Origin of the sequence: Mycobacterium paraense, from assembly GCF_002101815.1 — a bacterium.
In the GTDB taxonomy this organism is placed as follows: Bacteria; Actinomycetota; Actinomycetes; order Mycobacteriales; family Mycobacteriaceae; genus Mycobacterium; species Mycobacterium paraense.
Genome location: NZ_LQPM01000010.1, coordinates 34,530 through 48,214, shown reverse-complemented (window position 1 = coordinate 48,214; position 13,685 = coordinate 34,530). Strand labels below are relative to the sequence as shown.

General features: G+C 71.9%; 3 protein-coding genes. 1 reads left to right on the top strand and 2 read right to left on the bottom strand.

Going from position 1 to position 13,685, the window contains the following annotated elements:
• Position 1: 1 nt before the first annotated feature.
• Both AWB89_RS09065 and AWB89_RS27700 read right to left on the bottom strand, forming a co-directional pair.
• Positions 2–12,478, bottom strand: a complete 12,477-nt coding sequence (locus AWB89_RS09065) for a type I polyketide synthase (protein WP_085172994.1) — start codon at positions 12,476–12,478, stop codon at positions 2–4.
• A 337-nt stretch (positions 12,479–12,815) separates the two neighbouring features.
• Complete coding sequence (locus tag AWB89_RS27700) at positions 12,816–13,178, bottom strand: hypothetical protein (RefSeq protein ID WP_085104776.1); 363 nt, start codon at positions 13,176–13,178, stop codon at positions 12,816–12,818.
• Positions 13,179–13,339: 161 nt separating this feature from the next.
• Here AWB89_RS27700 and rbpA point away from each other — a divergent pair, with 161 nt between their 5' ends.
• Positions 13,340–13,675: an RNA polymerase-binding protein RbpA gene (gene rbpA / locus AWB89_RS09055; RefSeq protein ID WP_066913172.1), complete on the top strand. Its 336-nt coding sequence runs from the start codon at positions 13,340–13,342 to the stop codon at positions 13,673–13,675.
• The last annotated feature ends 10 nt before the right edge of the window (positions 13,676–13,685 follow it).

Here is a 13,685-nt window from a genome sequence, read left to right as displayed (position 1 = left end):
GCTACTCGTCGTCATCGTCGCGCAACGCCGCGTTGACCAGCGCGTCGAGGTCCATGCCCGCGATGTCCGTTTCGGTGGTCGCCGCGGGGGACGCGGGACCGCCGCTGTCGGCCTCATTCGCCAACGCCAGCAGCAGCTCGAGCACTCCCGCCTGGCGCAGCCGCTTGACCGGAATGGACCCCACCACACGCTGGATCTCGGCCTCTCCGGGCGCGGCGGCCGGCGCCTGCTGCTCCGAGCTGCCGACCAGCTCGCGGTACATGTAGCCGGCCAGTGCGGCGGAGTTCGGGTAGTCGAAGATCAGCGTCGGCGAAAGCGCCAGTCCCGTTGCGGATTTCAGCCGGTTGCGCATTTCGACCGCGGTCAGCGAGTCGAAGCCCAACTCCTGGAACGCCCGGTCGGGATGGATGGACTCGGGGCTGGAGTTGCCCAGCACGGTGGCGATGTTGGAGCGCACCAAGTCCAGCAGGACTTCCTGCTGCTCGTCTTCGGGCAGCCCCTCGAGGCGCTGCAGCAGAGCCGATTTCGACTTCGCCGCGGCCAGCGAGTCGTCAACCTGCCGTCGCGTCGGCGCGTTGATCAGGTCGACGAACATGGGCGGCAAGGTGCCGTTGTCGAACTTGACCCGCAGCGCCGCCAGGTCGATGTGGGCGGGCAGCATGAACGGCTCGTCGACGATGAGGGCGGTGTCCATCAAGTCCAGCGCCTCATCGGAGGACATCGCGACGATCCCGTCGCGGCCGAACCGGGCGCGGTCCGCGGCGCCCAGCGCCCCGGTCATGGCGCTGGCCTGATCCCACAGCCCCCACGCCAGCGATATCGCCGGCAACCCCTGTTTGCGCCGGTGCACGGCCAACCCGTCGAGGAAGGAATTGGCCGCCGCGTAGTTGGCCTGACCCGACGCGCCGGCCAGCCCGGCCATCGACGAGAACATCACGAACGCCGCCACATCGAGGTCGCGGGTGAGCTCGTGCAAGTTCCATGCCGCGTCGACCTTGGCGCGCAACACCGCGTCGACGCGTTCCGGCGTCAGCGACGAGATCACCGCGTCGTCGAGCACCCCGGCCGCGTGGATCACTCCGGACAGCGGCCGTTGCACCGGGATATCGGCCAGCACCTTGGCGACGGCCTCGCGGTCCGCCGCGTCGCAGGCGATCACCTGCACCTGGGCGCCGGCGGCGGTCAGCTCGGTCACCAGCTCCGCGGCGCCCGGCGCGTCCAGCCCGCGGCGACTGACCAGCACCAGGTTGCGCGCACCGTGCCGGTTCACGACGTGGCGCGCCAATGCCGAACCCGCCATGCCGGTGGCGCCGGTGATCAGGACGGTGCCGGACACCCAGGCGTCGGGCATGCTCATCACGACCTTGCCGACGTGGCGGGCCTGGCTCAGGTACCGCAACGCCGCGGGTGCGCGCCGCACGTCAAACCTGGTGGCCGGCAAGGGGTGCAGCACGTCCTCGCCGAACAGCGCGGCCAGCTCGTCGAGCAGCTGTGCGATGCGATCGGGGCCGGCCTCGAACAGATCGAAGGCGCGATAGCGCACGCCGGCGTGGTCGCGGGCGACGGTCTGCGGCTCGCGGATGTCCGTCTTGCCCATCTCCAGGAACACCCCGCCGGGGGCAACCAGCCGCAGCGAGGCGTCGACGAAATCGCCGGACAGCGAGTCGAGCACCAGGTCAACGCCTCGCCCACCGGTGACCGCGCGGAACTTGCCCTCGAACTCCAGGCTGCGGGAATCCGCGATGTGGTCGTCGTCAAAGCCCATGGCCCGCAACGTGTCCCACTTGCCGCGGCTGGCCGTCGCGAACACTTCCAGGCCGAGGTGGCGGGCCAGTTGCACGGCGGCCATCCCGACCCCGCCGGCGGCGGCGTGCACCAGCACCCGCTGGCCCGGCCTCGCGGCCGCCAGGTCGACCAGCGCGTAGCGCGCCGTCGCGAAGACGACCGAGGCCGTCGCGGCGGCGGTGTGGGACCATCCGGCCGGCACCTTGGCGAGCAACCGCTGGTCGGTGGTGGCGATCGTCCCGGTGCCGTCCGGGAAGAGGCCCATGACGCGGTCGCCGACCGCGAAACGCCCCGCGCCCGGACCGATTTCGACGACGACGCCGGATCCCTCGATACCCATGACCGCGTCGGGATCGGGATAGAGGCCCAGCGCGATCATGACGTCGCGGAAGTTGGCGGCGATGGCCGACAAGGCGACCCGCACCTGACCGGGGCCTAGCGGCGCCACGTGCTCGGAGGCATCGGGGATCCGCTCCAGCCGCAGGTTCTCGATGGTGCCGTAGCTGCTCATGCCCAGCCGCCATGGCCCGTCGTCGGGCGGCACCAGCAGGCCGCCGACGGCGCGGCTGCCGTGCACCCGCGCGGTGTAGACCGTGGCGTTGCGCAGCACAACCTGCGGCTCGGACGCCGCCAGCACCGCCGCGACCGCGTCGGCATCCAGCGGAGCGTCGGTGTCGACGAGCACGATTCGGCCCGGGTGCTCGGTCTGCGCCGAGCGCACCAGACCCCACACCGCGGCGCCCGCCAGATCGGTGACGTCCTCCCCCGGCAACGCCATTGCGCCCCGGGTCGACACCACCAGCGTCCCGGCCCCCTCGCGGGCCAGCCACGACTGCAGCACCGGCAGGACCGCCCGCGTGGCCGCGTACACCTCCGTCACCACGTCACCGGCGACCGGCGCCGATTCGAACAGCACCGCCGTCCGCTCCGCCTCGGCGCTGTCCGATTCCGCTGTCCCCCAGGCCGATACCGACACCGGCTGCACCGCGGACAGCGGCTGGGCCGACCAGATGACCTCGAAGAGCCGGTCCGGCCCCGAGCTCGACACCGCGGCCAGCAGCTGCTGATCGGTCACCGGCCGGGCGACCATCGACGCCACCGACAGCACCGGCAGCCCCAACCCGTCGGCCAGCTCGATCGACACGGCCGACTGCCCCACCGGCACGATCCGCGCGCGCACCGCCGCCGCGCCGGCGGCATGCAACGACACCTGCTGCCAGGAGAACGGCACCAGCATCGAGCCCGCCGCGAGCTCGCCGTCGTCGGACGCCAGGATCACCGCGTGCAGTGCCGCGTCGAGCATCGCGGGGTGCACCCCGAACCCGGTCACCGACACCCCGGCGTCCTCGGGCAGCGCGACCTCCGCGAATACTTCGTCGCCGCGGCGCCACATCGACGTCAGGCCGCGGAACGCGGGCCCGTAGCCGTAGCCGCGCTCGGCCAATTGCTCGTAGCCGTCGCCGATGTCGACCGGCACGGCGCCCACCGGCGGCCAGGCCGACAGGTCCGCGCTCGGCTGCACCGACCCCGCGCGCAGCACGCCCTCCGCGTGCAGCGACCAGCCGGACCCCGCCTCGGCGCGCGAGAACACCGACACCGCGCGGGCGCCCGACTCATCCGGGCCGCCGACCACGACCTGAACCGCGACCGAAGCACCGGTCGGCAACACCAGCGGCGCGGCCAAATTCAGCTCGTCGACGATCCCGCAGCCCACCTCGTCGCCGGCGCGGATCGCCAGCTCGACGAATCCCGCGCCGGGGAACAGCACGACGCCGCCGACGGCGTGATCGTTGAGCCAGCCCTGCGCGGCCGGCGACAGTCGACCGGTCAGCACCACGCCGCCGGAAGCCGGCAGCTCCACCACCGCGCCAAGCAAGGCGTGTTCGCCGGCGGCCAGCCCCAGCCCGGCGGCGTCCGCCGGGGCGCCGTCGCCGGACAGCCAAAAGCGCCGCCGCTCAAAGGCGTACGTGGGCAACTCGACGAAGCCGCCGGTCCCCAGGGCGGCGCGCCAGTCCACGTCCATCCCCGCGACGAATCCCCGCGCGACGGCATTGGTCAGTGTCGCCGGCTCCGGTCGGTCCTTGCGCAGCGCCGACATGGTGGTGACGGGGGCGTCCGGAAGCGACTCTTCGATCGCCGCCGTCAGCCCGCCGCTCGGGCCCAGCTCGAGGAAACGGTTGGCGCCGGCCGAATGCACGAAGCGCACGCTGTCGGCGAATCGCACCGCCTCCCGGACGTGCCGCTTCCAGTAGGCCGCCGTGCCGAAGTCGTCGCCCGCGAGCTGCCCGGTGAGGTTCGAGACGATCGGGATGGTGGGCTTGCCGACGGCCAGTCCCGCCGCGACGGTGCCGAATTCGTCGATCATCGGGTCCATCAACGGGGAGTGGAAGGCGTGGGACACGGCGAGTCGGTGCACGCGGCGCCCGTCGGCGCGCAGCCGATCGGCCACCGCGGCCGCCGCCTCCTGGTCGCCCGAAATCACCACCGAGGCGGGCCCGTTGACCGCCGCGATACCCACACCGGGGGTCAGCAGCGGCAGCACCTCCGCTTCGGTGGCCTGCACGGCGATCATCGCCCCGCCCGTCGGCAGCGCCTGCATGAACCGGCCGCGCGCGGCGACCAGGACCGCCGCGTTCTGTAGCGACAGCACTCCGGCGACGTGCGCGGCGGAGATCTCACCGATCGAGTGGCCCAGCACGAAGTCGGGCCGCACGCCCCACGATTCGAGCAGCCGGAACAGGGCGACCTCCACGGCGAACAACGCCGGCTGCGCGTATTCGGTGGTGTTCAGCAGGTTTTCGTCACTGCCCCACACGATGTCCCGCAGCGGCCGCAACAGGTGCTGGTCCAGTTCGCCCAGCACGGCGTCGAACGCCTCGGCGAACACCGGGTATGCGGCGTGCAATTCCCTTCCCATGCCGAGCAGCTGGGAGCCCTGCCCGGGGAAGACGAAGACGGTCTTGCCGGGCGTCGCCGTGCCCTGGACGGCGGAGACGGCCTGACCGGCGGCCAACTCGTCGAGGCCGGACAGCAGCTGTTCGCGGTCGGCACCGACGACGACGGCCCGGTGCTCGAAGTGTGAGCGGCCCGCCAGCGTCCACGCGACGTCGGCGACGTCGAGCTCGCCGTGCCGGCGTAGGTGTCCGGCCAGCCGGGCGGCTTGAGCGCTCAACGCCGGCAACGACTTTGCCGAGATGGGCCACGGCGCCACCGGTAGCTGCGGCCGTTGCGCGGTGGGCGCGGCCCCGACCGGGGCCGCCTCGATGATCACGTGGGCGTTGGTACCGCTGATGCCGAAGGACGACACGCCGGCGCGGCGCGCGCGGGTGGCCGGCCAGGGCTGGGCCTCGGTCAGCAACGACACCCTGCCCACCGACCAATCCACGTGCGGGCTGGGCTCGTCGACATGCAGTGTGGCGGGCAGCAATTCGTGGCGCATCGCCAGCACCATCTTGATCACCCCGGCGACGCCCGCGGCGGCCTGCGTGTGACCCATGTTCGACTTGATCGAACCCAGCCGGAGCGGCTCGCTGCGATCCTGACCGTAGGTCGCCAACAGCGCCTGGGCCTCGATGGGGTCGCCCAGCGTCGTTCCGGTGCCGTGGCCCTCGACGGCGTCGACCTCGGCCGCCGACAACCCGGCATTGGCCAGCGCCGCGCGCACCACCCGCTGCTGCGAGGGGCCGTTGGGGGCGGTCAACCCGTTGGAGGCGCCGTCCTGGTTGATCGCCGAACCGCGCACCAGCGCCAGCACGGGATGCCCGAGCCGCTGCGCGTCCGACAGCCGCTCCACCACGAGCATCCCGCCGCCCTCGGAGAATCCCGTGCCGTCCGCCGCGCCCGCGTAGGCCTTGCACCGGCCGTCGGCCGACAACCCGCGCATGCGGCTGAACTCCACGAAGATGTCCGGCGTGGCGTTGACCGTGACGCCGCCGGCCAGGGCCAGGTCGCATTCGCCCGAACGCAGCGACTGCGCCGCCATGTGCAGCGCCACCAACGACGACGAGCACGCCGTGTCCACCGAGACCGCGGGGCCCTCCAGGCCCAGCGCATACGAGATACGACCCGACGCCACGCTCGACGACTGCCCGGTCAGCCGGAAGCCCTCCGCGGCCGGCGCGGCGCCGATGCCGTAGCCCTGCGTGTAGACGCCGGCGAACACGCCGGTCGCGCTGCCGCGCAAGCCGCCGGGCTCGATCCCCGCGCGCTCCAAGGCTTCCCAGGACAACTCGAGGAACAGCCGTTGCTGCGGATCCATGGCCAGCGCCTCGCTGGGCGCGATGCCGAAGAAGGCCGGGTCGAAATCGGCGACACCGTCCACGAAGCCGCCGGTGCGGGTGTAGCAGGTGCCCGGAACGTCGGGGTCGGGGTTGTAGAGCCCGGCCAGATTCCAGCCGCGATCGGTGGGGAACTCGGTGAGCACGTCGCGGCCCTCGGTGAGCATGTCCCACAGGTCGTCGGGGCCATTCACCCCACCCGGGTAGCGGCACGACATGCCGACGATCGCGATGGGATCGTCGTCGGTGGCGCGCATGACCGGGGCCTGCTTGATTTCCTGCGGCACGCCGGCGAGTTCGGAGCGCATGTAGCCGGCCAGGCCGTTGGGCGTCGGGTAGTCGAAGATGAGCGTCGGCGAAAGGGCCAGCCCGGTCGCGGTTTTGAGCCGGTTGCGCATTTCGACCGCCGTCAGCGAGTCGAAGCCCAGCTCCTGGAACGCCTTGTCGGGGTCGATCGCCTCGGGGCTGGTGTTGCCCAGCACCGTGGCGATGTGCGAGCGCACCAGGTCCAGCAGCACGGCGTGCTGCTCGGCTTCGGGCAGCCCCTGCAGGCGATGCGCGAGAGCCGATTTCGACTTCGCGGCGGCCAGTGTGTCGTCGACCCGGCGCCGGGTGGGCGCGCTGAGCAGATCGGCGAACATCGGGGGCACGGCGACGGCGTGGGCGCGCAGCGCGCCGAGATCGATGCGGGCCGGCGCCAGGAACGGTTCGTCGACGATCAACGCGGTGTCGAACAATTCCATCGCCTCGGCCGAGGACAGCGCCAGGATCCCGTCGCGGCCCAGCCGGGCGAGGTCGGCGGCGTCCAGCCCACCGGTCATGGCGCTGGCTTGGTCCCACAGCCCCCACGCCAGCGAGATCGCGGGCAGCCCGTGCGCCCGCCGATGCGCGGCCAGCCCGTCGAGGAACGAGTTGGCCGCCGCGTAGTTGGCCTGGCCCGAGGAACCCACCAGCCCGGCCATCGACGAAAACATCACGAACGCAGACAGATCCAGGTCGCGGGTCAGTTCGTGCAGGTTCCACGCCGCGTCGACCTTGGCCCGCAGCACCTCGTCGACGCGCTGCGGCGTCAGCGAGGTGAGCATCGCGTCGTCGAGCACGCCGGCCGCATGGATGACGCCGGACAGCGGCAGCCCGGCGATGGCCCGCTCCAGCGCGTCCCGGTCGGCCGCATCGCACGCGAGCACCCGCACCCGGGCGCCGGCCGCCTCCAGCTCGGCGACCAGTTCGGCCGAACCCGGCGCGTCCGCGCCGCGGCGGCTGAGCAACGCCAGGTCCCGAACGCAGTGGTGCGCCACCAGATGACGGGCCAGCGTCGAACCCGCCATCCCGGTTCCGCCGGTGATCAGCACCGTCCCCGAGGCCAGCCCGGAAGGCATCGTCATGACGACCTTGCCGATGTGGCGGGCCTGGCTCAGGTAGCGCAACGCGCTGCGCGCGCGTCGCACGTCGAACGTGGTGACCGGCAACGGCTTGAGGATTCCGGCCTCGAACAGCCCGGCGAGCTCCAGCATCCACTGATGCATCCGGGGGCGGCCGGGCTCGAACAGGTCGAAGGCGCGGTAGCGCACACCCGGGTATTCCTGGGCGACGGCGCCGGGGTCGCGGATGTCGGTCTTGCCCATCTCCAGGAAAATGCCGCCGGGGGCGACCAGCCGCAGTGAGGCATCGACGAATTCGCCGGCCAGCGAGTCCAGCACGACGTCCATGCCGGCCCCGCCGGTGACGGCCCGGAACTTGTCCTCGAATTCCAGGCTGCGCGAGTCCGCGATGTGGTCGTCGTCAAAGCCCATGGCCCGCAAGGTGTCCCACTTGCCGCGGCTGGCGGTGGCGAACACCTCCAGGCCCAGATGCCGGGCCAGCTGGACCGCGGCCATCCCGACGCCACCGGCGGCGGCATGCACCAGCACCCGCTGGCCCGGCTGAACCTCGGCCAGGTGGATGAACGCCATGTACGCGGTGGTGAAAACGGCCGAGATGCCGGCGGCTTCGGCGTAGGTCCAGTCGGCCGGCATCGGCACCAGCAGGCGCACGTCGCCGGGCACCAGCGTGCCGCTGCCGTCGGGGAAGAACCCGTACACCGAGTCGCCGACGGAGAACTCGGTGACCCCGGGCCCCACCTCGACCACCACGCCGGCGCCTTCGCCGCCGAGCAGGGCGTCGTGGGTGAACATGCCCAGGGTGATCATGACGTCGCGGAAGTTGGTGGCGATGGCGCGCAGGGCCACCCGGACCTGGCCCGGCTCCAGCGGGGCGTCGGCGTTCGGAACCGGCTCCAGTTGCAGGTTTTCGAACGTGCCCGCGCTGCTGATGCCCAGCCGCCAGGGCACCTCCGCGGGCGGGGTCATGATGCCGTCGACCGCGCGGCTGCCCCGCACTCGCGCGAGATACGCCGCGCCGCCACGCAGCAGCACCTGGGGCTCGCCTGCCGCCAGCGCGGTGGCGATCGCGGCAGCGTCCAGCGGCGCATCGGAATCCACCAGCACGATGCGGCCGGGGTGCTCGGTCTGCGCCGACCGCACCAGCCCCCACACCGCCGCGCCGGCCAAGTCGGTGACGTCCTCACCCGGCAGACCCACCGCGCGCCGGGTGGCGACGAGCAGCACACCGGAGTCGCGCTCGGTCAGCCACGGCTGCAGGGCCGCCAGCGCCCGGTGCGTGCGCTCGTACACCGCGGCGACCGGATCACCTTCGGCCGCAACGGATTCGAATACTTCGTGCGCGGGCGCCTCGGCGTCGGTGACGGTTGTCGTCGCCGGCGTCCAGTGCACCTCGAACAACCGGTCCGGGCCCGCGCCGGACACCGCGGCCCGCAGCTGCTGCTCGCTCACCGGGCGGGCCACCATCGCGCCAACCGACAGCACCGGCAAGCCGAGTCCGTCGGCAAGCTCGATGGAAACCGCCTTCGAGACACCCGAAGCCCCAGCCGGCGCGATGCGCGCGCGTACCGCCGATGCCCCGGCGGCGTGCAACGAGACGCCCTGCCACGAGAACGGCAACACCACTTCGTCGGCCGCACCGGCGATTTGGTGGTTCATCACCAGCGCATGCATCGCCGCGTCGAGCAGCGCCGGGTGCACACCGAAGCCGTTGACGCCGCCGGCGGCATCGGGCAGCCGCACCTCGGCGAACACCTCGTCGCCGCGGACCCACGCCGCGGTCAACCCGCGGAACGCCGGGCCGTAGCCGTAGCCGCGCGCCGCCAACTGTTCGTAGCCGTCGGCGGGATCGGCCGCGACGGCGCCCGCGGGAGGCCACACCGACAGGTCCGCGCCGGGCTCGACCGCGCCGGCGCTCAGCACCCCCTCGGCGTGGCACACCCAGCCGGAGCCGGCGTCGGCGCGCGAGAAGATCGACACGCTGCGCCGGCCGTCTTCCTCGGCTCCCACCACGACTTGCACCGCAACCGAGCCGGACGCGGAATCCTTGCCCGGCAACATCAATGGCGCCTGCAGCGTCAGCTCGTCGACGGTCGAGCAACCGACCTCGTCGCCCGCGCGGATCGCCAGCTCCACAAACCCGGCCCCGGGGAACACGGCGACACCGGAGACGCCGTGGTCGGCCAGCCACCCCTGCAGGCTCGGCGCCAACCGCCCGGTCAGCGCCACCCCGCCCGAGGCCGGCAGCTCCACGACCGCGCTCAGCAGTGGGTGCTCGCTGGCCGCCAGCCCCAAGCCCGTGGCGTCGGCGGCGACACCTTCCCCGGACAGCCAAAACCGCCGGCGGTCAAAGGCATACGTCGGCAGCTCCACGAATCCCGCCCCGTCGAGGACGCCCCGCCAATCCACGCTCAGGCCCGCGACGAACGCGGTGGCCGCGGAGGACAGGAACCGCTCGAGCCCGCCGTCGTCGCGGCCCAAAGTCGGGACGACGATGGCCTCGGTGTCACCGGCGGCGCAATCGTTGGCGGTGTCTTCGATCCCGGCGATCAACGCGGGATGCGGGCTGGATTCGATGAAGGTTCGGTACCCGTGCTCGGAAGCACTGCGCACCGCCTGGTCGAACTGAACGGTCTGCCGGATGTTGCGATACCAGTATTCGGCGTCCAATCCCGCGGTGTCCAAACGGCTTCCGGTCACGGTCGAAAAGAATGCCGTGCGCGACGAGCTCGGCTCGATACCGGCCAGCGCCGCGGCGAGCTCACCGCGAATCGCCTCGACCTCGACCGAGTGCGACGCATAGTCGACGTCGATGCGGCGCGTGCGCAGCTCCAGGTCGGCGCAGAACGCGACGAGTTCGTCCAGGGCGGCCCCGTCACCGGACACCACGACGGCGGACCGGCCGTTGACCGCGGCGATGCTGACCCGATTGCCGTAGGGCGCCAACAATTCCCGCGCGCGCTCGGTGCTGCACGCGATGGACAGCATGCCGCCGGGGCCGGCCAGCGACCTCAACAACTGACTGCGCAGCGTGACCACCCGCGCGGCATCGCGCAACGACAGCGCGCCGGCGACGTACGCCGCGGCGATCTCGCCCTGCGAGTGACCGATCACCGCATCGGGGCTCACGCCGACCGACTTCCACAGTTCGGCCAGCGCCACCATCACCGCGAACAGCACCGGCTGCACGACATCCACCCGGTCCGTGCCGGGAGCGTCGGGCGCGCCACGCAGGACGTCGGTCAGCGACCAGTCGACGAATTCGGCGAAGGCCTGTTCGCACGCCTCGATCTGGCGCGCGAACACCGGTGCGGTGTCGAGCAATTCGACGCCCATGCCCAGCCACTGCGAGCCTTGCCCGGGGAAGACGAAGACGGTCTTGCCCGCGGGCGCGGCGGTGCCGCGAATGACCGACACGGGCTCGTCGGTGGCCAGCTCGTCCAGGCCCGCCAGCAACCGGTCCCGATCGGCGCCGATGACGACGGCCCGGTGCTCAAAGCTCGACCGGCCCGCCAGGGTCCACGCCACATCGGCGCTATCGAGCTCACCGTGGGCGCGCACGTGAGACGCCAGCCGGGCGGCCTGAGATCGCAACGCGGAGGCCGACTTTGCCGACACGACCCACGGCAGCACGGCGGGCGCGGGGCCGGATCGCCGCGGCTCGACCGCGGGCACCGCCTCCACGATCACGTGCGCGTTGGTCCCGCTGATCCCGAACGACGACACGCCCGCCCGGCGCAGCCGGCCCTCGGCCGGCCAGGGGCGCGCCTCGGTCAGCAGCGACACCGCCCCGGCCGACCAATCCACGTGCGGGCTGGGCTGATCCACGTGCAGCGTCGCGGGCAACGTCTCGTGGCGCATCGCCTGCACCATCTTGATCACGCCGGCCACGCCCGCGGCGGCCTGCGTGTGACCCATGTTCGATTTGATCGACCCCAGCCACAGCGGTTCGGTGCGGTCCTGGCCGTAGGTGGCCAGCAGCGCCTGGGCCTCGATCGGGTCGCCCAACGTCGTGCCGGTGCCGTGGCCCTCGACCACGTCCACGTCGGCGGTCGACAATCCCGCGTTCGCCAGCGCGGCGCGCACCACGCGCTGCTGCGACGGGCCGTTGGGCGCCGTCAACCCGTTGGACGCGCCGTCTTGGTTGACCGCGGAACCGCGCACCACCGCGAACACCGGATGACCCAACCGCTGCGCGTCCGACAACCGCTCGACGACCAGCATCGCGCCGCCCTCGGACCAGCCGACCCCGTCGGCGGCGCCGGCGTAGGCCTTGCAGCGGCCGTCCGGCGCCAGCCCGCGGTGCCGGCTGAATTCCACGAAGACGGTCGGCGTGGCGTTCACGGTCGCGCCGCCGGCCAGCGCGAGGTCGCACTCCCCCGACCGCAGCGACTGCACCGCCATGTGCAGCGCCACCAACGACGACGAGCACGCCGTGTCCACCGACACCGCCGGGCCCTCCAGGCCGAGCACGTAGGAGACCCGCCCCGAGGCGACGCTGGAGGTCATGCCCGTCAGCCGGTAGCCCTCGATCTCCTCGGCCAACATCCCGTAGCCCTGCACGATGAGCCCGGCGAACACGCCGGTGGCGCTGCCGCGCAGCCCGCTCGGATCGATCCCGGCCCGCTCCAGCGCCTCCCAGGACAGCTCCAGCAGCATCCGGTGCTGGGGATCCATCGCCAGCGCCTCGCTGGGCGCGATCCCGAAGAAAGCCGGGTCGAAGTCCGCGACACCGTCGACGAATCCCCCGGTGTGGGCGTAGGTCTTGTGGCGGGCGTCGGGATCCGGGTCGAACAGCCCCGCCACGTCCCAGCCGCGGTCGGTGGGGAACTCCGTGATCACGTCGCGGCCGTCGGCGACCATCCGCCACAGGTCTTCAGGGGTCTCTACCCCGCCGGGGAAGCGGCACGACATGCCGACGATGGCGATCGGCTCGCTCGAGCGCTCCAGCAGCGCACGGTTGGTGCGCTTCAGGCGTTCCACCTGGACCAGCGCTTTGCGCAGCGCCTCGGTCGCATGCTGGAGTTGGTCCACCATCTACTAACCTCGCCTAACCCTCACCCGGCGTGTGGCCGTCGCGTCGCCGCCAGGGGCGGCCTCGCCGAACGTCCCGGCCGCGCGTCCCGGCCGAGCCACGGAAGTTGCTGCGCGAATCGGTCTCGTGGATTTTTCGACCAGCCCCAACAAACTCCGCGCTGCTCTGGAACCCGAGAATGTCGCTCGTGAGTATGGCCAACTCCGGCACGATTTCAAAAACGTCCGACACTCCCGGCTGCTAGAGGAGGACCGGCTTCGCTTGTACGCCCGAGTACGGCTGGTCCGCCACCCATGGCGCGACTGTACTCGGCTACCCATTGGTCGTGGTCAAACCGGGTTAGACGGCCGCTCGGCGCCATCCGTCGGCGGCGTGGGCGGCGCGGATCAGCACGTTGCACAGGTCGCGCAGTTCCCTCGCCCCGGCGCCCTCGTCCAGCGCGGTGGCGACGTCCTCGGCCGCGCATCGCACCTGGTAGACGCGATCGGACAGGTCGGCCGCCTCGTCGGCCGACAGCACCACCGCGTCGGCGGGCAGGGCCGTGGCCCCTTCGGCATTCAAGCCCCGGGTCAGCGAGGCGCGTTGCTCGTAGGCGCGTTGCCGGCACGACTGCCGGCAGTACTGGCGGCGGCGGCCCATGCCGGCATCGGTCACGTCTCGACCACACCAGCGGCACGGTTGCGGGCGGGAGCGGCGGGTCACGCCTGCCGACTGTAGTCGGCCGCCTTTGCGATCCCCGGTATCATGGATGGTCGCGTCGCGTATGCCGCGTGTCGGCCTGGGAACTACGCCGACCGTCATATCGTTTGCTTAAGCGGAACAGAATTGCACCACAGCCCGCAGAACCTGAAGGAGTAGCACGCATGGCCGATCGCGTTCTGAGAGGCAGTCGCCTTGGAGCCGTGAGCTACGAGACCGACCGCAACCACGACCTCGCGCCGCGCCAGATCGCGCGGTACCGCACCGAGAACGGCGAGGAGTTCGAGGTCCCCTTCGCCGACGACGCCGACATCCCCGGCACCTGGCTGTGCCGCAACGGCATGGAGGGCACCCTCATCGAGGGCGACCTGCCCGAGCCGAAGAAGGTCAAGCCGCCGCGCACCCACTGGGACATGCTGCTGGAGCGCCGCTCGGTGGAGGAGCTCGAAGAGCTGCTCAAGGAGCGCCTCGACCTGATCAGGTCGAGGCGCCGCGGCTGACCCGCGGGCG